The following is a 20,564-nucleotide window of genomic DNA, read 5'->3' on the forward strand; positions in this document are numbered from 1 at the left end:
AGTCCCGTCCGTTCCGCCACTTATTAAGAAGCCTCGAGTTAACGCTCGAGGTTTTTTTTCGTTTGTATTTCTATTATTGCTAAAATCGCAAAAATCCTCTGCATTTTGCGCCCTTTTTCCGCAACAGTCTGAAGCCCATAATCACCTCAATTAACGAAAATAGCATTAAAAGAGGCATATTATGGCTATCCCCGTATTTGGTTTAGGTACTTTCCGTCTCAAAGACGACGTTGTTATTTCATCTGTGAAAACGGCGCTAGAACTTGGTTATCGCGCAATTGATACCGCACAAATCTATGATAACGAAGCTGCAGTAGGTCAGGCGATTGCAGAAAGTGGCGTGCCTCGTCATGAACTCTACATCACCACTAAAATCTGGATTGAAAATCTCAGCAAAGACAAATTGATCCCGAGCCTGAAAGAAAGCCTGCAAAAATTGCGTACCGATTATGTTGATCTGACGCTAATCCACTGGCCGTCACCAAACGATGAAGTCTCTGTTGAAGAGTTTATGCAGGCGCTGCTGGAAGCCAAAAAACAAGGGCTGACGCGTAAGTTCGGTATTTCCAACTTCACGATCCCGCTGATGGAAAAAGCGATTGCTGCTGTTGGCGCTGAAAACATCGCTACTAACCAGATTGAACTCTCTCCTTATCTGCAAAACCGTAAAGTGGTTGATTGGGCCAAACAGCACGGTATTCATATCACTTCCTATATGACGCTGGCTTATGGTAAGGCACTGAAAGATGAGGTTATTGCTCGTATCGCAGCTAAACACAATGCGACTCCGGCACAAGTGATTCTGGCGTGGGCTATGGGGGAAGGTTACTCAGTAATTCCTTCTTCTACTAAACGTGAAAACCTGGAGAGTAATCTTAAGGCACAAAATTTACAGCTTGATGCCGAAGATAAAAAAGCGATCGCCGCACTGGATTGCAACGACCGCCTGGTTAGCCCGGAAGGTCTGGCTCCTGAATGGGATTAAGCCTCTCTGACAGCTCCTCCGGGAGCTGTTTTTACATGCTCGCTAAGGAAATCGATAAAAGCCCGGATGCGCGTACTTACCGCACGGTCGCTGTAATAGACTGCACTGAATGGCATTTCAACTGGCAACACTTTATCTGCCATTAACTCCACCAATTCTCCGCGAGCGATTTCTCTGTCGATCATGTAGTCGGACAAACACGCAATCCCGTTGCCACTCAGGCAAAGCTGTTTCAGTGTTTCCCCACTATTGGATGACAAACCGTACTTCACCTCATGTAATTGCCCATCACTACAGGCTATCGGCCAGGTATTGAGGGAAGCGGGTTCAGTGAAGCCCAGGCAAACATGTTGCTTTAAATCGTCGATCGTTTCTGGCTTACCGTAGCGGGAAATATAATCAGGGGAGGCGATAATTTTTCGATAACTGTTAAATAACGGCCTGGCACGTAAGCTGGAACCCGTTAACGTACCGGCGCGTATCGCGACATCCACTTTTCTTTCGATCAAATTAATAATCGTTTCGGAGGAGACTAGCGATAAAGTGACTTCCGGATAGCGTTCACGGAAAGGCTTAATCAACGGCATCAGAAAGTGCAGCACCACTGGCGTCGCGGCATCGATCCGTAACAGTCCACGCGGTGTATTACGCGTCTCCATAATTTCTGATTCTGCCGCTGCCATCTCCTGCAAAATTGACTGTACGCGACGAAAATAACGTTCGCCTTCTTCCGTCAGGCTAAGTTGTCGCGTGGTGCGATTAAGCAAGCTGACGCCTAGTTTCATTTCCAACTTCTTGACTGCCCGGCTTACCGCAGAGTTCGCTTGCCCTAATTGTTCGGCCGCCCGGCTAAAGCTGCCGCTTTCGACAACCGAAACAAAAATAGCGAGTTCTTCCGACGTAGCTTTCATTTTTGCCTCTGTCGCAAAATATAAGAGAGATTGTGGATTTATTTGTCATTAAACCATCAGGATACGTGATATGTCATCCGATTTAATGTTCTCAATAATGAGTAAAATTCTGACCGGTGTAAGCACTTGCTTACATAACAATATACAATTGCTCGTTGAAAGAGTGAGCTAAAATCCCTATAACAGTAGAACCCTCCTGAATGCGGAAGGGGTGACGTAATAGAGGTTTCAAAGTCAAAAGTGCGAAAAAACACCTATGCCATGCGCTATGTTGCCGGACAACCTGCGGAAAGGATTTTACCGCCGGGGTCTTTTGCGAGCATTGGCCAGGCATTACCGCCCGGAGAACCGTTAAGTACCGAAGAGCGTATTCGGATCCTGGTGTGGAACATATACAAACAGCAACGCGCTGAATGGTTGTCGGTATTAAAGAACTACGGCAAAGATGCACATCTGGTTTTATTACAGGAAGCGCAAACAACGCCGGAGTTAGTACAGTTTGCGACTGCTAACTATCTTGCTGCTGATCAGGTACCCGCTTTCGTGCTGCCGCAGCATCCTTCCGGTGTAATGACCCTTTCGGCGGCACATCCCATTTATTGCTGCCCGTTACGCGAACGTGAACCTATTTTACGTCTGGCGAAATCAGCGCTGGTGACGGTCTACCCATTACCTGATACCCGCCTGTTGATGGTCGTCAATATTCACGCCGTCAACTTCAGTCTTGGCGTAGATGTTTACAGTAAGCAGTTACTTCCTATTGGCGATCAGATTGCCCATCACAGCGGCCCGGTCATTATGGCGGGAGATTTCAATGCCTGGAGCCGTAGAAGGATGAACGCGTTATATCGCTTTGCGCGGGAAATGTCGCTGCGCCAGGTGCGTTTTACCGATGATCAGCGCCGTCGGGCGTTTGGTCGCCCGCTCGATTTTGTTTTCTACCGTGGTCTTAACGTCAGCGAAGCTTCTGTACTGGTTACGCGCGCTTCCGATCACAATCCGCTACTCGTTGAATTCAGTCCCGGCAAGCCTGATAAATAAGGTATGTCAGGTCTGCCACAGGGCAGACCAACGTTTGGCGCTGCCCTTTTATACTCAAACAACAAAAGGACAGCGCAATGACAATACAATCCCACCATGACCACGTAGAAAAGCAGTTTAGCTCGCAGGCCAGTGAGTATTTAACCAGTACCGTACATGCATCCGGGCGAGATTTACAGCGCCTGGCGGTGCGTCTGGCTGATTATCCTGATGCAAATGTACTTGATATGGGCTGCGGAGCAGGGCATGCCAGCTTTGTCGCTGCGCAAAACGTGAGCGCGGTGGTGGCGTATGACTTATCTGCCCAAATGCTGGATGTCGTGGCACAAGCTGCCGAAGCTCGGCACCTGAAAAATATCGCCACCCGCCAGGGATATGCCGAAAGTCTGCCATTTGCCGATAACGCATTTGATATTGTTATCAGCCGTTATTCTGCCCATCACTGGCATGATGTTGGTGCAGCACTGCGTGAAGTGAATCGGATATTGAAACCCAGCGGTAGGCTGATTGTGATGGACGTAATGTCTCCGGGTCACCCAGTGCGCGACATCTGGTTACAGACGGTAGAAGCATTACGCGATACCTCTCACGTACGAAACTACGCCAGCGGTGAGTGGTTGACGTTAATCAATGAAGCCAATCTGATAGTTGATAATTTAATAACAGATAAGTTACCGCTGGAATTTTCTTCATGGGTCGCCAGAATGCGTACGCCAGAAGCGTTAGTAGACGCTATTCGCATTTACCAACAGAGCGCATCGACAGAGGTGAAAACGTATTTTGCCTTGCAGAATGATGGCTCTTTCACCAGTGATATCATCATGGTAGAAGCACATAAAGCGGCATAAATAAAAAAGGCACCGGGGGAATCGGTGCCTTTTTATTATCTGGTTTGTCAGGAATCTGGCATGTTGTTGTTTTTCACAAACAACGTCAGCTTATCGCCCGGTTGCAGATTCGCAGTGTCGCTGTTCCAGCGCATCACATCTTTGATGTTCACGCCGTGGCGTTTAGCAATGCTTGAAAGCGAATCGCCTTTGCGCACACGATACGTAATGCTATCGCTGTTGTTTGCCAACCGCTGTGCGCTACTACCTGCGCCAATCGTCAGACTTTGGCCTGGTTTCAGCTTAGATCCGCGCAGTTTGTTCCACTGCTGCAAATCTTTGGTGCTTACGCCGAGACGTGAAGCGATACTTGAAAGCGTGTCGCCAGAACGAACGGTGTAAACACGGCTGTTAAGCGGCGTATTGTCGGCAACCAGTGTCGACTGTACGGCAGCAATTTCGCCGGAAGCCAGAGATTCACGCAGTTGATCTGCATGCTTCTTTGGCACCATCACGTACTGCGGACCACTTGCTCCCAGCGTGGAGCCTTTTACACCAGCGTTGAATGTCTTCAGCTTGCTGACGGAAATTCCCGCCATATCTGCAACCTTCGCCATATCAACCGGGCTACTCAGGTGTACACGCGCCAGAGCACGGCTTTCATCGGTCGTCGGCAGACGTACACCATAACGTTTGCTGTTTTTGAGAATATCGCTCAATGCCAGCATTTTAGGCACGTACTGCTTCGTTTCCTGCGGCAACGGTAGCGACCAAAAGTCTGTGGATTTCCCACGTGCTTTGTTCGTTTTAATTGCCTTCATGACTCGACCTTCGCCGCTATTATAAGCCGCTACGGTCAAAAGCCAGTCGCCGTCAAACATCTTGTTCAGACGTTGCATCATGTTCAGCGCGGCTGTCGTTGAAGCAACAACATCGCGACGCGCGTCATAATTGCGGGTCTGTTTCAAACCATAATTGCGCCCCGTGCTCGGAATGATCTGCCAGATGCCTGCGGCATTGGCGCCAGACGTCGCGTGAGGATCAAAAGCGCTCTCCACTATGGGTAGTAGTACCAGTTCCATAGGCATGTTACGTTTTTTAACTTGCCCGGCTATCCAGTACATATACGGCTCTGCCCGTAAAGTTACATCGTGGAGATAGCTCTTATTGCGTAAATATTTCTGTTTCTGTTCGCGAATCCGGTCATTTTCCGGAATTCCCATCTTTAGCTCGTCGCCAATGAAAGCCCACAAGTCACCATCTGGCGCGATAGACGTCCCATCGTCCATCCATCGTGCCTGACTTGTAAACTTTGCTGCTTCCCCTTGACCAGCTGCAGAAAGGCTCTGTGCGTGCTGTTGGACGTTACCGGTACTCTGGCAACCCACGAGCAGGACAGAGGCGAGTAATATCGCTTTTGCCTTCATGTGTGTGTCAATAGTTGCTTAAAAGACGACCGATCATAACGGCGAACGAAGCCGATGACAAGAAAGTTTTATCAGAATCTATCTTTCTTTGACCTTAACCAGGCAAAACGTTCCTCAGGTTGTTGCAATAATGTTTCTTTATTAATTACATTAATTAAATCAATATCTTCTGTTCTTAAAAAAACATTAATTTTCCGCTCATTTTTCAGAATTACGGGGAGTGTAATTTGATTTTTTGCCCGTAACTCAATAACTTTACGATAATAATCATTTATGGACAAATCGTGCGGAAGAATACTCAAGGCAAACTTCATATTTGATAAAGTATATTCATGAGCACAACATACCAGTGTATCGTCAGGTAGAGCACTTAATTTTTTAAGTGATTGATACATTTGAGAAGCTGTACCTTCAAATAATCGCCCGCAGCCACCAGAGAAAAGAGTATCACCGCAAAATAGATAAGGATTACTGAAGCAACAGATGTGTCCTAAAGTGTGACCAGGTGTAGCAATTACACTAAATTCATGCCCCAAAACGAAGGCAGTATCACCATCTTTGACTACCTGCGTTGTTCCCTTATCTTGTGTCTCTTGTGGACCGTAGACCACAATTTGCGGAAACTTTTCCACCAGTTCTTTTACGCCGCCAACGTGATCGTGGTGATGGTGGGTGAGAAATATGGCCTCCGGTTGCCAGTTATTGGCGGCAATGGCCTTTACTACCGGCTCCGCTTCTCCAGGATCGACAATCAGGCAACGGCCTGCTTCATCATTCAAAACCCAGATGTAATTGTCATCAAAGGCAGGAATACTGTTAAGATTCATATATTACCTCTCAGTGTGAAACGGAAGGTTGTGATGAAACCGGCAAGGAACCCTCAAACAGTCGTGGCTCCTGATTGCTGGGGCGATTTGCCCTGGGGAGAGCTTTATCGCAAGGCGCTGGAGCGCCAGCTCAACCCATGGTTCACGAAAATGTATGGTTTTCATCTGCTTAAGATTGGCAATTTAAGCGCAGAAATCAATTGCGAAGCGTGCGCGGTTTCTCATCAAGTGAATGTTTCTGCGCAAGGAATGCCCGTACAGGTGCAGGCGGACCCACTTCATCTTCCTTTTGCCGATAAATCCGTCGATGTTTGTCTATTGGCGCATACGTTGCCATGGTGCACCGATCCGCATCGTTTGTTGCGTGAAGCCGATCGGGTATTGATTGATGATGGCTGGCTGGTCATTAGTGGCTTCAATCCCATCAGTTTAATGGGATTACGTAAACTTGTGCCAGTCTTGCGAAAAACATCGCCTTATAACAGCCGGATGTTTACCCTGATGCGGCAACTGGACTGGCTCTCTTTGTTGAATTTTGAAGTGCTACACGCCAGCCGTTTCCACGTTCTCCCGTGGAATAAACATGGTGGAAAACTATTGAGCGCGCATATTCCTGCGCTTGGTTGCTTACAACTTATCGTTGCCCGGAAACGGACTATTCCTTTAACGCTCAACCCGATGAAACAGAGCAAAAACAAACCGCGAATTCGCCAGGCGGTCGGCGCCACCCGGCAATTTCGTAAACCACAGGCTTAAACTTCGACTTGGTAGCCCGTATCTTCCAGTGTGGGATTCATTGCCGCGGCACGAGCCAGTTCATCGCAACGTTCGTTTTCTGGATGACCGGCATGGCCTTTTACCCATTCCCATTTGATTTGATGCTGCCCCAACGCGGCATCAAGACGTTGCCAGAGATCGACATTTTTTACTGGTTTTTTGTCTGCTGTTTTCCAGCCACGTTTTTTCCAGTTATGGATCCACTGGGTGATCCCCTGGCGGACATACTGGCTGTCGGTACTCAGAATGACTTCACAGTGTTCTTTTAACGCTTCCAGCGCGACAATAGCGGCCATCAACTCCATACGGTTGTTGGTGGTGCGGGTGTAGCCAGCGCTAAAGGTTTTTTCGCGTCCACGATAGCGTAAAATAGCACCGTAACCCCCAGGTCCTGGATTACCCAGACACGAACCATCGGTGAAAATTTCTACCTGTTTAAGCATCTCTGGTAGACTTCCTGTAATTGAATCGAACTGTAAAACGACAAGTCTGACATAAATGACCGCTATGAGCACTGCAATTACACGCCAGATCGTTCTCGATACCGAAACCACCGGTATGAACCAGATTGGCGCGCACTATGAAGGCCACAAGATCATTGAGATTGGTGCCGTTGAAGTGGTGAACCGTCGACTGACGGGCAATAACTTCCATGTTTATCTCAAACCCGATCGGCTGGTGGATCCGGAAGCCTTTGGCGTACACGGTATTGCCGATGAGTTTTTGCTCGATAAGCCCACGTTTGCCGAAGTAGCCGATGAGTTCATGGACTATATTCGCGGCGCGGAGCTGGTTATCCATAACGCAGCGTTTGATATCGGCTTTATGGACTACGAGTTTTCGTTGCTTAAGCGCGATATTCCGAAGACGAATACCTTCTGTAAGGTCACCGATAGCCTTGCGGTGGCGAGGAAAATGTTTCCCGGTAAGCGCAACAGCCTCGATGCATTATGTGCTCGCTACGAAATAGATAACAGTAAACGAACGCTGCACGGGGCATTACTCGATGCCCAGATCCTTGCGGAAGTTTATCTGGCGATGACCGGTGGTCAAACGTCGATGGCTTTTGCGATGGAAGGAGAGACACAACAGCAGCAAGGTGAAGCAACAATTCAGCGCATTGTACGTCAGGCAAGTAAGTTACGCGTTGTTTTTGCGACAGATGAAGAGCTTGCAGCACATGAAGCTCGTCTCGATCTGGTGCAGAAGAAGGGCGGAAGCTGCCTCTGGCGGGCATAAATACCTGTGAAAGGCGCTAAAAATAGCGAGTTGGGCGATTTTTGCAGCAAACGATTCAAAAGATGAGAAAAATCGTTGACGAAGGCCGAGGCAATCCGTAATATTCGCCTCGTTCACAAAGGAACACAACACGGAGCGGTAGTTCAGTCGGTTAGAATACCTGCCTGTCACGCAGGGGGTCGCGGGTTCGAGTCCCGTCCGTTCCGCCAATATTCAGAAAGCCTGAGTCAGTAATGATTCAGGCTTTCGTCGTTTTAGCCTTCAGGAGAGTTTGTTGCCCCTGAAGGCAAATAGATATAATCTAAAAAACTGTCACATCATATATAATGACCAGCTATTATAAATTCTGGCCATTTCTGTTATTCCAACGCATCCCATTTCTCCAGTAATTCTGCTGGAAATTCATTTATTACTTCCGAGAAGCGTTTTCCGACCAGGCGCTCTGCCTGACGCAACAAGGGAATAGTCGGACTGCTCGGCTCGCTATACTCAAACCAGCGACGTATAACTCTCAAACGTTCCAGCGCATCGTTCCGGTCGCTAATTTGCCTTTGTTCTGCGCAGACCTTTCCGGTCTTTTCAGCAGGTATATCTTCGAGTGGTGCAACATACTCTGCCTGTGCCGTTTCAGTATTATTGATGGAGACATGCTCCGGAAGAACAGCCAATGTTTCCTGTGATGGGATCTCTGGCGTGGTTGATTGCACCGCTCCCGGTAACAGAGTCAGCAGTTGCGTAAGCCGCGAAAAGTCCGGAGCATGGTCATTCAGCATTTTACGCGCATGGCGTTGCAGTCGCTCAGTGTTTTCAGCGGCCTGGCGAAAAGCGTCTAGCGGCAGTACACCGCGAGCTTCCAGATCGGCCAATTGCTGACGTACCGATTCCGGCGCCAGGGCATCCGCCGGGCGTGATGCAGACAACGAGCGTTCCACATCTCGTACCTGGAGGCGCAAAGCGGCATTATTTGACAGCGTAATGCCTCGGATATCCGCCATTACGCCTTCGTGGTCCAGCAACGCCGATAGTGCGTTGCTGCGCGCCACTGCCGCATCTTCGGCGGTGATATCTTCAGTTGCAAGCAGTTGTGGATGGATGGTATCCGGGTACAAGCTGCACAGCGTTTCGAGTTGCGTGAGTGCCTCTGCCAGTCCTCTGGCTCCGGCCTGCTGGATACGGCAGCGCAGTAGAATCACCAGGATTCGGATATCTTTGCTTCGTGTCAGCAGGCGGCGAGCGTCTCGCTCGAGTTCTGCCCAGTTAATGGTTTCCGGCGTACTGACAAAATCGCCATATTGCGCTTCTTCACGCGGTGCAGCGCGGGTGAACAGCAGCAGGTATTCCGGATCATATTCCAGATCCGGGCCACAGGGGCGTTCGGCCGAAATAGGGTCTGACAGAGATGTATCCATTAAATTATCCTTAGTGCGCCAGATAGTGCTCAGGTTCGAAAATCATGCCTGTCACCGGATCGTCGTGCATGGCTTTTCCAGCCCAGGCGGTCCAGCCTAACTGATATGGGCCGCCGGTAACGGCAGGAGGAGCGGCGTGTGGTTTTAGCTGTAGCTCAATTTCCCAGCAGTATTCAAACCCGGTAAAGGCGCGAACCAATTCCGTCAATACGGGCAGGTTGTTGCCGCCAGGCAGGAAGCGTTGATAATCGGCCAGCGTCAGTGGGCCAATCACCAGTCTGAACTTATACTGCATGTCCGGTACGGCCTGACCGATGAGTGCGCCGTTGCCAATGATGGAAGAAAGGGCTGGTGTCCCCAGCCGGGTAATTTCATCATCTGCCACGGGTATCCAGTGCAGGACATATTCCTGTATCCGGAAAGGCACGCCGAAATAGTGCGCCAGCGTGGCAGCCAGCCCGTCTGGATTGCGTGATTCGCGCGCCAGATGAGCCGATGCCGCCAGGCGAACGTGATCCGGTAGCGGGCTGTCTACACTTTCTCGCAAATCTTGCCCGCTGAGGCTGGCGATATAAAAGGCAAATCGGTCATATTTCGGTTTATCCAGACCACCTCCAGCTGACTGGGCGCTGCGCCAGGCCTGATAAAACTGGGTCAGCCAGCGGTGATGAAAAAGGTCAGTAAAACAGGTTAGCGTCGGATCGCGGTAGCTTTCGGTCCGGTTACGCGCCAGTTCGGTGTAGTGCAGCGGCAGCGGGCCATTCGGCCCCCACAGCCCGAGGCTGTACAGACTGACGTGCAGGCGCCCTTCCTGCCAGCTTACACTGGCGATTTCCCGTGGTGCAAAAGTCAGCGCAGGTGTTTGCCCGAGGCGGAATTTTTCCATTCGTGGCTGCCAGGCACTACCTGCAGGGACGGTACACAACTGTACATTCACGCGGCGCATCAGGTTCAGAAAACCGTAACGCCAGGGCATTCCCTGCGCCTGAGTGAAATCGCCGTTCATACACTTCCCCGCTGTCCGGCCCTGACCGGCCAGGTTATAATTTTGCCGCGCTGCATACTGTGCAGCGTCATCTGCGAGAAGGTATTAATGGAAACATGACGGGCGATATAGTGTTCCAGCACCAGGCCGAACAGATACGGACTGATGCCAGAAAAACCTTCTTCATCCACCGTCAGCTCACAACAGACGCCGCGACCATAGACCAGCAGCCCGGAACCCGGCAGACGGCGGGTGACCGGCGTTGTTTTGCAGCCAATCAGGCTGCGTACCTGTCGTGATTGCGGACTGTCATGCGCCGGAATAAACAGGTTAAGCAGATCGCGTAGCGCTTGACCGCCGGTACGGTGATCCAGATCGGCCAACGGCAGATAATTAAAGGATAACTGGCGGATCAACCGCCAGGCCATTTCACGTTCCGCCAGTGGATGCTGCGGCGGACGAGGCGGGTGAATAAGTCCCACGCCCGCCACCGGGATGGCCGCATCCACGGTCAGATCGTCCCAGCCATTGCGTGCAATAAGGCAGGGGAGATCGCGGTTGGTGACCATGGCCGTGATGGTGATATGGCGCAGATTTTCCGGGTATGGCGCTTCATATTGGTCAACCAGTGACAGGAACACTTCCGATCCCGTATAGGGGGTGCGGGTGCCGTAGCGGCGGGCGTTTTCCGACAACCGACGCGGCTCCCGGCGCAGGGAAAAATAGCGCCCGTGGTTGCCTTCATCGTTATTGCGGGTGTGGTAGAGCGGGCGAAAGGTCATTTTCCGTGTAGTGTCGGTTTCCAGCCCTTCCACTTCCTGGACCGAGAACACCTCATAATCCAGTGGATGGGTCCTGTCCACCACAAGGTGCTGCTCTGTCGAGCTGTGGGTGACGTCGATTCGGGCGGTGACGCGGGGAAAAAGGTTAACAACCGGGGTACAGAACAGGCTGAACTGTGACGCATTTGTCTGGTGGATCAGCCAGTCCGGCGGCAGGTGATTTAGTAAGATCACAATCTCCGCTACGCCGCCGTTAATTTTCTGTAACCCGGCAGACAGACCTGCCGGCGTGAAAAAATAAAAGCGTTCCGGACAGGCAAAATATTCATGCAGCAGGTTATGACCGTGAAATACGTTCCAGGCCAGTGGCAGCAGTCCCTGACCTGGCTCCAGCCCCTCGTAGGTAACTGGCTGTTTCAGATTTACATCCAGTACGCCGTCAAAATGACCCGGAACGCCTGCCAGTGTGGCAATGGAACTGGTATGCAGAAGTTCGAACAGGTGAGAGGCTGTGCGTTCCTCGCCGCAGAGATATAGCGGCAGCCTGTCCAGCCCGGCAAGTTGGCTAAACGTTAGTTCACCGAAGGTGCGCAGGGTAATACGCAGCGCACCGGCGACATGAATGTTGGTAGGTAGGTAGCGATGCAGAGCAGGCATATCCGGTGGAGCTGCAGTCAGGCGCACCTCTTCGATGGTGAGCGGCCACAGCGTCACATCCTGGCTGCTGCGAAACTGGCAGGCGGTACTTTCGCCTTCCGGAATGGCGGAAAAAAAAGCGGTGTCGCGTGGGACGGTGAATCCCTTCGCCAAATCGCCTTCTTCCGGATCGGGATGCAACTGTGCCACGCTCATTGAGGGCGTGGGAGTAACATAATTGGGGCTGACGACCTCCAGCAGGCGCTGGGTGAAACGCGGAAATTCAGCGTCAATTTTAAGCTGCGTACGGGCAGTCAGGAAGCTGAAGGCCTCAACCATCCGCTCCACATACGGATCGGCAATATCCGTTCCCTGCATTCCCAGCCGGGCGGCGACTTTGGGATGACGTTCGGCAAATTCGGCTCCCGTTTCACGCAGGTAGCTCAATTCGCGGTTATAGTATTCCAGTAGCCGTGGATCCATCGGTCACCCTCTATATTAAAAAAACGTAATGCGGCTCTGTTCCATATCCAACGCGCTGCGTACCCGGAATGCCGTCGGATACGGCTGCGTAAGGATTTCGCCACGAATTTCAAACTGTAATGTGTTATGGCCACTCTGGCGTTGTTCATCCTGTAGTGGAATTATTTGCAGGGTGGATGCTTTCAGCCGGGGTTCAAATCGAGTAATCGTGCGTAAAATAGCCCTGCGGATATCGTCCCACTTGTGTTCATACAGAAAGCTGCCTGCCAGTGGAGGCAGGCCGTAGTTCAGAACAGAAGCTGCCGCCTCTGGGTAACGAGTGGCATCAATATCATCTTCATGACTGACGGTGTTGAGTAAAAATGACAAATCCCGGCGGATGATCTCCTTGAACTGGACTGAACTGACGCTGATATCGTGATCGCGCTTCTGCTGCGGGGCATCGTCACACAGTCGATCAAACAATGTAGGCATCAGGTGGTTGCTTTGGCGCAAACGAGAGGCGCTCATGCGTCACTGCTTTCGGGTGTATTAAAGGTACAAGAGGTCATATCCAGCAGGCTGATATCGCCGTGGCTGGTGAGCCACATTTTTTGTCCTAACGCCGTAACCAGAGTTTCTCCTGGCCCATCCTGCCAGGTGGTTTCCCGGCACAGACGCAAGGCGTCAGCAGCGCTTTCAGAACCACTGTAGCGAGGAAACAGCCAGGCGCTGTGTGTGTCGCCGTTGTGAAGTGTGATATTGACGGGTTTCCAGATTAGATCTGTCAGATTAGCCGGCAGGGGGGATTTCAGTGAACGAATTTGCGAAAATGGCAGCCAGATATACACGCCACCAGCGACCAGTTCCAGCACCGGGCCGGTACGCGAGTCACTGTCGCTTATCCAGTCGAATACGCCGCCATTCCACTGCCCGGTGGTGTCTGTTATAGCTTCAAGCGCGTGGCTGCGGTTGGCATCGGCTTCCTGCACTTCGCCGCGGGCGTTACAGGCGAGAGCAGCCAGTAAATCCTCCATCCAGGCGAGTGGTGGGAGAATAAAACCGGGACGCTGTTCGCCCTGAAAGCAGGAGTGACGGTATATTTCACAGCGGATCAGCTCGCCAAATACCTGTGCCTCGCGAGCATAATTTGCGTCCACTCGGGCGCACAGTTGAATTTGTTGCAGCGCCCGCGGCCAGTCACCGATTGCGCACAATAACTGAAACAGGCTGTGCCGACGTGAAGCCTGTGCCGGGTGCATCTTTACCTGGTGTTCCGCCAGTTGAATGCCCTCCGCCACGGAATAGTCTCGCAGCAGCGCCGACAAGGTAGCCGGTAGCACGTTATTGTTTGTCATGAGTGATATCTCCGTGTTGTGCCGGGTTTATCCGGTAATGGCTGTCAATGCCGATGACACGGTGCTCTCGCTGCGTCAGATCGGGCAGAATGGCGTTATGCACTGCCTCCGGTTTGTATTCAGGAGAAAGCAGATGCAGGATATCAGGAGGAGTCTTTTTGGTAGGCCAGGTAGTTTCTCCTTCACCGGTGGCATCCAGTACATCGAGAATAGCGTCAATACTTAACCCGCCAGTGACCATATCCTGTAATGTATCGGCTTCAGTGACCAGATCACGCAATGAAGACAACTCCTGCGTGCCACCCTCTCCATTAAGGGGGAAAGGATCGGCATGACGATGAATATCTTGTTCAGGAGACAACAACGCCTGGCGGTATTCCTGATAAAGCAAGGTTAGTGGGGTATCTGAATCTGGGGTGCCTTCAGTAGCGACTGCGCCATGAACCGGAATAATATCGAACGGATTTTGCTGCTGCTGTTGTTGTTGTCGAAACCAGTCGAGATCGAGATATTCGGTTGTTGTTTCAGGCGAAATGACAGGCTGCAGTGCCGTTTTTTTCTCGCATGGCTCAGGAGACATCGGATTGTCCCGGACAAGACACCAAGAAGATAACCCCCATTCAATCAGGTCCCCTTCATTCAGGCGCATACGGTGATGTGGCTCCACAATCAGGTCATTTACCGTGCAACAATATTCATCGGACAGATTGATTATCCACCATGCCTCTTCGTGGCGAGTCAGGCTGAGAGCAATCTTTGTATCCTCCTCCACATCAAAAACAGGGCTCCATGGCGCTTTGACTGTGAAGATAATCTGTGTTCCTGCAGTGGCGTAAATGGTGCCATCGGTAACTCCGTGCCCCTGTATTTTTTGCAGTCCCCAGGTAATATTTTGTTTCATTACGTATCACTGTATAGAGTGTTTTTTTTAATAGAGTAATTATTTATATTTTTTAGATAAGTAACGCTGATTAATTTGCTTTATCAATATTAATTTTCTCGTAAATATATAATGGTGATTATTGCTGATATGTATTCATGATATGAATTCAATTAACTTTTTGTATTGAAAATCATCATGAAAAAGATACTAACCGTTATATTACATTGCATTCTGTGATATGCATCATTGTTTCAATCTGAGATTTTGATAATTCTATTAATTAGAAATCTTAATCGGTACATTTATATTAATGTATCATTTATATGTTTTTACATCATTAGGTGTAACAGATGGACACTCCTGTTTCACGCAGTGCGCTATATGGAAAGCTAACAAGACCTTTATTTCGGTCTTTAGAATCTGCGACAACGTTCTGTAAATTGCGCGCTAACCCTTATGTCGAACTGATACATTGGTTGCATCAGCTAATACAACAACCAGAGAATGATATTCACAATGTACTTCGACATTACCAAATAACCTCTTCTGATGATGAGACGGCGTTAATTCAGCAATTGAATATATTACCTTCCGGCGCGAGTGTAATTAGCGATTTTTCCCACCACATCGATCTTTCTGTTGAGAAAGCCTGGATGTTGGCAAGTATCCGCTTTGGTGATCAAAAAATTCGTAGTGGTTGGTTACTACTTGCCTGGTTAACCACACCAGAATTATATCGAGTGTTAAAAAAGATCTGTGCGCCACTAGCTGCGCTGCCGGTAGATGAATTGTTAGATACTCTTCCATCTTTAATCACATCATCTCCTGAAATAACAGAAATGCCATATGACGGTTCGGATTTGAATTCTGCTGTTCCGGGGGAAGCAAGTCAGGTATTTCCGAGCGAATCAGCCGGGAGCAAATCCGCATTGGCGAAATACTGCCAGGACATGACAGCACTGGCGCGTGAAGGTGGTATCGATCCGGTCACCGGTCGTGGGCACGAGATCCGTACCATGACGGATATTCTACTGCGTCGTCGCCAGAACAATCCCCTGCTAACCGGTGAGGCCGGCGTTGGGAAAACGGCAGTGGTGGAGGGATTCGCGCTGGCGATTGTTAAGAGTGAAGTGCCGCCTTCATTGCGTAATGTACGGCTGCTGTCGCTGGATGTCGGGGCGTTGCTAGCCGGGGCGTCCATGAAGGGCGAATTTGAATCCCGTCTGAAGGCGCTGCTGGCAGAAGCTGCGCGCTCACCGCAGCCGGTGATTTTGTTTGTCGATGAAGTTCACACCCTGGTGGGCGCTGGTGGTTCATCCGGTACAGGTGACGCCGCCAACCTGCTGAAACCGGCGCTGGCGCGCGGCAGCCTGCGCACCATCGGCGCAACCACCTGGAGTGAGTACAAACGGCATATTGAGAAAGATCCAGCATTGACCCGGCGTTTTCAGGTGTTACAGGTCGCAGAGCCGGAAGAGGTTGCTGCTGTTGAGATGGTCCGCGGGTTAGTCAACACGCTGGAAAAACACCATGACGTCCTGATCCTTGATGAGGCCGTGCGCGCCGCTGTACAGCTTTCTCACCGTTACATTCCGGCCCGGCAGCTACCGGATAAGGCCATTAGTCTGCTGGATACGGCGGCGGCCCGTGTGGCGTTGTCGCTCCATACCCCGCCTGCGAAAGTCCAGTATTTGCGTCAGCAGCTCAACGCTGCCGAACTGGAGCGGGAGTTGTTATTAAAGCAGAAAAAAATGGGTATCCGCGCAGAGCGGGGCGACACACTGGCGACACGGATCGCATCATTGAATACAGACCTTTCTGACACCGAAGAGCGCTGGCAGCAGGAACTGGAGTTGGTTCATACCTTACAAAAACAACGTTCAGCAGAACCTGACGAGCATGACGAAACCGCGTTGCAACAGTCGGAAGTGGCATTAAGAGGTTGGCAGGGCGAAAACCCCGTCGTTTTCCCGGAAGTCAATGCGGCAGTAGTCGCCGCCATTGTCTCCGACTGGACCGGTATTCCCGCTGGCCGCATGGTGAAAGATGAAGCCAGCCAGATTCTGGAACTACCCGCACGTCTGGCGCAGCGTGTTACCGGACAGATGGACGCGCTGGCACAGATTGGCGAGCGTATCCAGACCGCGCGGGCGGGTTTAGCTGATCCGCGTAAACCAGTAGGGGTATTTTTACTTGCCGGGCCGTCTGGTGTCGGTAAGACCGAAACCGCGCTGGCGCTGGCGGAATCTATCTACGGTGGTGAGCAGAACCTGATCACCATTAATATGAGCGAGTTTCAGGAGTCGCATACCGTCTCCACGCTGAAGGGGGCTCCGCCCGGCTACGTGGGCTATGGCGAAGGTGGCGTGCTGACGGAAGCCGTACGCCGTCACCCCTGGAGTGTGGTACTGCTGGATGAAATTGAAAAAGCCCATCACGACGTCCACGAGTTGTTCTACCAGGTATTCGATAAAGGAGCGATGGAGGACGGCGAAGGTGTTCACATCGATTTCAAAAATACCACGTTATTGTTGACTACTAATGCTGGGGCGGAACTTATCAGCCAACTCTGTGAGGATCCGGCGCTGATGCCCGATTCGGCAGGGTTAAAAGAGGCGTTAATGCCAGAGCTACGCAAACACTTCCCGGCGGCTTTCTTGGGGCGTGTGACGGTTATTCCTTATTTACCGCTGGATGAGACGGCGCGTGGCGTTATTGCCCGTCTGCATCTCGATAGGCTGAAAGATCGAATGGTGGAGCAGCATGGTGTTTCACTGGTGTATGGCGATGAACTGATTACGCATATTGTGTCGCGCTGCCCGATGCACGAAACCGGCGCTCGTTTGCTCATCGGCTATATCGAACAACATATCCTCCCACAACTGTCCCGTTACTGGTTGCAGGCGATGACAGAGAAAAAGGCCATTACGCAAATCCGCATTCGTGTTGATGACGATGAACACGTTATTTTTGAAACGGATTAATGGAGCATCCTTATGGCAAAAGAATTAAGTGGCGCACTGTGGGTCAGTCGCTTTCCTGGAAGTTCTTCCACTAATGATTTGCAGGGGACTTTTCGTGCATCGGTAGATAATTTTTTGCGCGCGCTTGGTAATGCGCGTGCAAGGGTCAGTATCTCTGCAACATATCGCCCTCCCGCGAGAGCATATCTCATGCACTGGTCGTGGTTGATTGCTCATGAAACCGTTCAGGCAAAAAACGTCCCGGCTATGGAGGGGGTGGATATTGAGTGGGGTCACCCGACTGAGCAAGCCTCGCTTGAAGCGGCGCAGGCTATGGTCACGGCCTATGGTATGAATAATCTGAATGTCGCGCCTGCACTGAGCTCCAACCATACACGCGGTACTGCGATAGATATGAATATCAGTTGGAGCGGAACATTAACAATTGCGGGGAGCAATGGTCAGAATGTTGCAATTAATACACTACCTCGAACCGGAATGAATGCCCAGCTTCAGGCGGTAGGTCTGGGTTACGGTGTCAGAAAATTTGTTGGCGGCAATACAGATATATCCCACTGGTCAATTGATGGACATTAAATATGACTTTTCGTTATTCGGCGTTGTGGACATTTCTGTTAATGATGTTCGCTTTCTGTGTTCAGGGGGAACCGCCTTTACCACAGGATGTGCAACATTTTCTGAGTAATGCGGAAATGTGCCAGCATCTTACTGATGAATGGGACAGTTCTTTACCAGAGAAGAATAAAAGAGACATCGAAAAGGGGGTTGATACCTGGTGTCCTCCGGCGAAGAAATCACTCCCTGTACTGCGGGAAAAGTACAAAGAAAACAAAGAGATTATAAAAATACTCTCTGCGTATGATTTTTAAACTGTACCGTCGAATCACACCCCGGGTGGTCGTCGGCTGACTGATAAGGAAATGAAGGATTATGGCTATCAACAATAGCGCGCAGAAGTTTATTGCCCGCAACCGAGCGCCCCGAGTGCAGATTGAGTATGACGTTGAGATTTACGGCTCCGAGAAAAAAATCGAGCTGCCGTTTGTCATGGCAGTGCTGGCCGATCTGGCCGGTAAACCACGTGAAGAGCTGCCATCGGTCACCGACCGTAAATTCCTTGATATTGATATCGATAACTTTAATGAACGTATGAAAGCCATCGCGCCGCGCGTGGCGTTTGCTGTCCCCAATACGCTGACGGGCGAAGGGCAGTTAATGGTCGATATCACGCTGGAGAATATGGACGATTTCTCGCCTGCGCAGATTGCCCGTAAGGTGGATGCCCTGAACCAGCTGCTGGAAGCACGTACTCAGCTTGCCAACCTGCAAACCTACATGGATGGTAAAGCGGGAGCAGAAAATCTGATCAACAAACTATTACAAGACCCGACGTTACTGAAAGCTCTGGCCAGCGCGCCAAAACCTGTCGTTCAACAGGAAAGTGTCTTATCAGGTGAAACGGGAACAGCAGACTAACTGCGATTTTATTAAGGAACTTTCATGGTAAACGATACTCTTCTGGCGACTGGCGACCTCTCTGCTGCGCAAACCACTGCCTATCAGGAAACGGAATTTGATTCGCTGCTGGATAAAGCCTTCCGTCCCAAGACTCCTCAGGCTGCAAAGGCAGTTGAGGCGGCAGTTCAGACGCTGGCCCAACAGGCTCTGACAAATACGGTCACTGTTAGTGATGATGCTTATAAAAGTATTGCTGCAATTATTGAGCAGATCGATTTCAAATTAACTGAGCAGATCAAACTAATCCTGAGTCATCCGGAATTTCAGAAACTGGAGTCCTCCTGGCGTGGGATGGAACATTTGGTTTACAACACCGAAACCGATGAAAAATTAAAAATCCGCTTTATGAACCTTTCGAAGGATGAATTGCGGAAAAATATGAAGCGTTACAAAGGGATCGCGTGGGATCAAAGCCCCATGTTCAAAAAGTTGTATGAGGCCGAATATGGGCAGTTAGGCGGAGAACCTTACGGTTGTATTATTGCGGATTATTATTTTGATCACACACCACCGGATGTGGATCTGCTCGGCTCCATTGCCAAAGTGGCAGCCTCAGCCCATGCGCCGTTTATTGCCGGGGCCTCTCCGTCAGTGTTACAGATGGACTCCTGGCAGGAACTGGCTAATCCGCGTGATCTGACCAAAATTGTGACCCAAAACCTCGAATACGCACCGTGGAACTCGCTGCGAAAAAGTGAGGATTCTCGCTACATTGGCCTGACGATGCCACGTTTTCTCTCCCGTTTGCCTTATGGCGCGAAAACAAACCCTGTCGATGAGTTTGATTTTGAAGAAGATGCAGATGGCGCAGACCACAGCAAATATGTCTGGAGCAATGCCGCCTATGCAATGGGTGTAAATATCAACCGTTCTTTCAAACATTACGGTTGGTGTACGTTGATCCGTGGTGTGGAATCTGGTGGAGCGGTGGAAAATCTGCCCTGTCATACCTTCCCGACCGATGACGGCGGCGTGGATATGAAATGCCCGACAGAAATTGCCATCTCTGACCGTCGTGAAGCTGAACTGGCGAAAAATGGTTTTATCCCACTTATCCACCGTAAAAACTCTGATTACGCCGCCTTTATTGGCGCGCAGTCTCTGCAAAAACCGCAAGAGTATTACGATCCGGACGCAACGGCCAATGCCAATCTCTCAGCTCGTTTGCCATATCTGTTCGCCTGTTCACGGTTTGCGCACTTCCTCAAATGTATCGTGCGCGACAAGATCGGCTCGTTCAAAGAGCGTGAAGATATGCAGCGCTGGCTCAATGAATGGATCATGAACTACGTTGATGCCGATCCGGTGAACTCCTCGCAGGAAACCAAAGCTCGCCGCCCGCTGGCAGCTGCCGAAGTGGTGGTGGAAGAGGTGGAGGGGAATCCGGGCTATTACGACGCCAAATTCTTCCTGCGCCCGCATTTTCAGCTTGAAGGGTTAACAGGATCACTGCGTCTGGTGACAAAACTGCCGTCAGTAAAACAGGGTAATGCCTGATTTTTATGAATATTTT

At 50.5% G+C, this 20,564-nt stretch carries 20 protein-coding genes and 1 tRNA gene; 11 read left to right on the top strand and 10 right to left on the bottom strand.

Translation table 11 applies throughout. The features are described 5' to 3' along the window. Positions 1 to 181: 181 nt before the first annotated feature. Positions 182 to 985, top strand: a complete 804-nt coding sequence (dkgB, locus tag FEK43_RS22180) for a 2,5-didehydrogluconate reductase DkgB (RefSeq protein ID WP_138158708.1) — start codon at positions 182 to 184, stop codon at positions 983 to 985. Here dkgB and yafC read toward each other — a convergent pair. After that, on the bottom strand, positions 982 to 1,896 hold the full coding sequence (gene yafC / locus FEK43_RS22185; RefSeq protein ID WP_135406082.1) for a DNA-binding transcriptional regulator YafC: 915 nt from the start codon (positions 1,894 to 1,896) through the stop codon (positions 982 to 984). The genes dkgB and yafC overlap by 4 nt on opposite strands. Before the next feature lie 240 nt (positions 1,897 to 2,136). Here yafC and FEK43_RS22190 point away from each other — a divergent pair, with 240 nt between their 5' ends. Next, positions 2,137 to 2,937, top strand: a complete 801-nt coding sequence (locus tag FEK43_RS22190) for an endonuclease/exonuclease/phosphatase family protein (protein WP_089628352.1) — start codon at positions 2,137 to 2,139, stop codon at positions 2,935 to 2,937. Positions 2,938 to 3,014: 77 nt separating this feature from the next. Continuing rightward, complete coding sequence (locus FEK43_RS22195) at positions 3,015 to 3,785, top strand: class I SAM-dependent methyltransferase (protein WP_135406083.1); 771 nt, start codon at positions 3,015 to 3,017, stop codon at positions 3,783 to 3,785. Positions 3,786 to 3,832: 47 nt separating this feature from the next. Here FEK43_RS22195 and mltD read toward each other — a convergent pair whose 3' ends face one another. Continuing rightward, positions 3,833 to 5,191 carry a murein transglycosylase D gene (gene mltD / locus FEK43_RS22200; RefSeq protein ID WP_032320646.1) on the bottom strand — a complete coding sequence of 453 codons (1,359 nt, stop codon included), beginning with the start codon at positions 5,189 to 5,191 and terminating at the stop codon, positions 3,833 to 3,835. A gap of 71 nt (positions 5,192 to 5,262) precedes the next feature. Next, positions 5,263 to 6,018: a hydroxyacylglutathione hydrolase gene (gene gloB / locus FEK43_RS22205; protein WP_135406084.1), complete on the bottom strand. Its 756-nt coding sequence runs from the start codon at positions 6,016 to 6,018 to the stop codon at positions 5,263 to 5,265. A 33-nt stretch (positions 6,019 to 6,051) separates the two neighbouring features. Between gloB and FEK43_RS22210 the strand changes: the two genes are divergently transcribed. Then, a complete protein-coding gene (locus FEK43_RS22210) occupies positions 6,052 to 6,774 on the top strand; it encodes a class I SAM-dependent methyltransferase (protein WP_130224088.1) in 723 nt (240 codons plus the stop codon). Here the strand turns inward: FEK43_RS22210 and rnhA are convergent. Further along, positions 6,771 to 7,238 carry a ribonuclease HI gene (gene rnhA / locus FEK43_RS22215; protein ID WP_000917883.1) on the bottom strand — a complete coding sequence of 156 codons (468 nt, stop codon included), beginning with the start codon at positions 7,236 to 7,238 and terminating at the stop codon, positions 6,771 to 6,773. The genes FEK43_RS22210 and rnhA overlap by 4 nt on opposite strands. Before the next feature lie 64 nt (positions 7,239 to 7,302). Between rnhA and dnaQ the strand changes: the two genes are divergently transcribed. Beyond that, complete coding sequence (gene dnaQ, locus FEK43_RS22220) at positions 7,303 to 8,034, top strand: DNA polymerase III subunit epsilon (protein ID WP_001366128.1); 732 nt, start codon at positions 7,303 to 7,305, stop codon at positions 8,032 to 8,034. Positions 8,035 to 8,166: 132 nt separating this feature from the next. Next, positions 8,167 to 8,243: transfer RNA gene (locus FEK43_RS22225), tRNA-Asp, on the top strand. A 150-nt stretch (positions 8,244 to 8,393) separates the two neighbouring features. On the opposite strand, the gene FEK43_RS22230 is transcribed toward FEK43_RS22225, so the two are convergent. Genes FEK43_RS22230 through tagK form a run of 6 tightly spaced genes read right to left on the bottom strand, consistent with a single transcriptional unit; the run spans position 8,394 to position 14,567 of the window. Then, on the bottom strand, positions 8,394 to 9,443 hold the full coding sequence (locus FEK43_RS22230) for a type VI secretion system ImpA family N-terminal domain-containing protein (RefSeq protein ID WP_135406085.1): 1,050 nt from the start codon (positions 9,441 to 9,443) through the stop codon (positions 8,394 to 8,396). A 10-nt stretch (positions 9,444 to 9,453) separates the two neighbouring features. Next, on the bottom strand, positions 9,454 to 10,449 hold the full coding sequence (gene tssG / locus FEK43_RS22235) for a type VI secretion system baseplate subunit TssG (RefSeq protein ID WP_135406086.1): 996 nt from the start codon (positions 10,447 to 10,449) through the stop codon (positions 9,454 to 9,456). Next, positions 10,446 to 12,329: a type VI secretion system baseplate subunit TssF gene (gene tssF, locus FEK43_RS22240; protein ID WP_135406087.1), complete on the bottom strand. Its 1,884-nt coding sequence runs from the start codon at positions 12,327 to 12,329 to the stop codon at positions 10,446 to 10,448. Before tssF ends, tssG begins: the two co-directional genes overlap by 4 nt. A 15-nt stretch (positions 12,330 to 12,344) precedes the next feature. Then, entirely contained in the window at positions 12,345 to 12,839 is a 495-nt protein-coding gene (gene tssE, locus FEK43_RS22245; RefSeq protein ID WP_130209743.1) for a type VI secretion system baseplate subunit TssE, read from the bottom strand. Next, a complete protein-coding gene (locus tag FEK43_RS22250; RefSeq protein ID WP_135406088.1) occupies positions 12,836 to 13,666 on the bottom strand; it encodes a type VI secretion system accessory protein TagJ in 831 nt (276 codons plus the stop codon). The genes tssE and FEK43_RS22250 overlap by 4 nt, the downstream gene beginning before the upstream one ends. Then, positions 13,653 to 14,567, bottom strand: a complete 915-nt coding sequence (gene tagK, locus FEK43_RS22255; RefSeq protein ID WP_135406089.1) for a type VI secretion system-associated protein TagK — start codon at positions 14,565 to 14,567, stop codon at positions 13,653 to 13,655. The genes FEK43_RS22250 and tagK overlap by 14 nt, the downstream gene beginning before the upstream one ends. Positions 14,568 to 14,899: 332 nt before the next feature. Here tagK and tssH point away from each other — a divergent pair, with 332 nt between their 5' ends. The 5 genes from tssH (at position 14,900) to tssC (ending at position 20,548) form a co-directional block, all read left to right on the top strand. Further along, the gene (gene tssH / locus FEK43_RS22260) at positions 14,900 to 17,533 is read left to right on the top strand and encodes a type VI secretion system ATPase TssH (RefSeq protein ID WP_138158709.1); all 2,634 of its coding nucleotides are present in this window, start codon (positions 14,900 to 14,902) and stop codon (positions 17,531 to 17,533) included. Between the two features lie 12 nt (positions 17,534 to 17,545). Continuing rightward, positions 17,546 to 18,109, top strand: a complete 564-nt coding sequence (locus tag FEK43_RS22265; protein ID WP_135406090.1) for a peptidoglycan-binding domain-containing protein — start codon at positions 17,546 to 17,548, stop codon at positions 18,107 to 18,109. Between the two features lie 2 nt (positions 18,110 to 18,111). After that, entirely contained in the window at positions 18,112 to 18,402 is a 291-nt protein-coding gene (locus tag FEK43_RS22270; protein ID WP_135406091.1) for a hypothetical protein, read from the top strand. Between the two features lie 61 nt (positions 18,403 to 18,463). Then, positions 18,464 to 19,009 carry a type VI secretion system contractile sheath small subunit gene (tssB, locus tag FEK43_RS22275; RefSeq protein ID WP_130209733.1) on the top strand — a complete coding sequence of 182 codons (546 nt, stop codon included), beginning with the start codon at positions 18,464 to 18,466 and terminating at the stop codon, positions 19,007 to 19,009. Between the two features lie 24 nt (positions 19,010 to 19,033). Next, complete coding sequence (gene tssC / locus FEK43_RS22280; RefSeq protein WP_165489004.1) at positions 19,034 to 20,548, top strand: type VI secretion system contractile sheath large subunit; 1,515 nt, start codon at positions 19,034 to 19,036, stop codon at positions 20,546 to 20,548. Positions 20,549 to 20,564 lie beyond the last annotated feature (16 nt).

The sequence above is a fragment of the Escherichia sp. E2562 genome (assembly GCF_005781075.1).
Lineage (GTDB): Bacteria > Pseudomonadota > Gammaproteobacteria > Enterobacterales > Enterobacteriaceae > Escherichia.

What these genes read in the sequence shown, in the direction of transcription:
- dkgB (WP_138158708.1), top strand. Translation starts at nt 182, where the DNA reads ATGGCTATCCCCGTATTTGGTTTAGGTACTTTCCGTCTCAAAGACGAC.
- yafC (WP_135406082.1), bottom strand. Translation starts at nt 1,896, where the DNA reads ATGAAAGCTACGTCGGAAGAACTCGCTATTTTTGTTTCGGTTGTCGAA.
- FEK43_RS22195 (WP_135406083.1), top strand. Translation starts at nt 3,015, where the DNA reads ATGACAATACAATCCCACCATGACCACGTAGAAAAGCAGTTTAGCTCG.
- mltD (WP_032320646.1), bottom strand. Translation starts at nt 5,191, where the DNA reads ATGAAGGCAAAAGCGATATTACTCGCCTCTGTCCTGCTCGTGGGTTGC.
- gloB (WP_135406084.1), bottom strand. Translation starts at nt 6,018, where the DNA reads ATGAATCTTAACAGTATTCCTGCCTTTGATGACAATTACATCTGGGTT.
- FEK43_RS22210 (WP_130224088.1), top strand. Translation starts at nt 6,052, where the DNA reads ATGAAACCGGCAAGGAACCCTCAAACAGTCGTGGCTCCTGATTGCTGG.
- rnhA (WP_000917883.1), bottom strand. Translation starts at nt 7,238, where the DNA reads ATGCTTAAACAGGTAGAAATTTTCACCGATGGTTCGTGTCTGGGTAAT.
- dnaQ (WP_001366128.1), top strand. Translation starts at nt 7,303, where the DNA reads ATGAGCACTGCAATTACACGCCAGATCGTTCTCGATACCGAAACCACC.
- FEK43_RS22230 (WP_135406085.1), bottom strand. Translation starts at nt 9,443, where the DNA reads ATGGATACATCTCTGTCAGACCCTATTTCGGCCGAACGCCCCTGTGGC.
- tssG (WP_135406086.1), bottom strand. Translation starts at nt 10,449, where the DNA reads ATGAACGGCGATTTCACTCAGGCGCAGGGAATGCCCTGGCGTTACGGT.
- tssF (WP_135406087.1), bottom strand. Translation starts at nt 12,329, where the DNA reads ATGGATCCACGGCTACTGGAATACTATAACCGCGAATTGAGCTACCTG.
- tssE (WP_130209743.1), bottom strand. Translation starts at nt 12,839, where the DNA reads ATGAGCGCCTCTCGTTTGCGCCAAAGCAACCACCTGATGCCTACATTG.
- FEK43_RS22250 (WP_135406088.1), bottom strand. Translation starts at nt 13,666, where the DNA reads ATGACAAACAATAACGTGCTACCGGCTACCTTGTCGGCGCTGCTGCGA.
- tagK (WP_135406089.1), bottom strand. Translation starts at nt 14,567, where the DNA reads ATGAAACAAAATATTACCTGGGGACTGCAAAAAATACAGGGGCACGGA.
- tssH (WP_138158709.1), top strand. Translation starts at nt 14,900, where the DNA reads ATGGACACTCCTGTTTCACGCAGTGCGCTATATGGAAAGCTAACAAGA.
- FEK43_RS22265 (WP_135406090.1), top strand. Translation starts at nt 17,546, where the DNA reads ATGGCAAAAGAATTAAGTGGCGCACTGTGGGTCAGTCGCTTTCCTGGA.
- FEK43_RS22270 (WP_135406091.1), top strand. Translation starts at nt 18,112, where the DNA reads ATGACTTTTCGTTATTCGGCGTTGTGGACATTTCTGTTAATGATGTTC.
- tssB (WP_130209733.1), top strand. Translation starts at nt 18,464, where the DNA reads ATGGCTATCAACAATAGCGCGCAGAAGTTTATTGCCCGCAACCGAGCG.
- tssC (WP_165489004.1), top strand. Translation starts at nt 19,034, where the DNA reads ATGGTAAACGATACTCTTCTGGCGACTGGCGACCTCTCTGCTGCGCAA.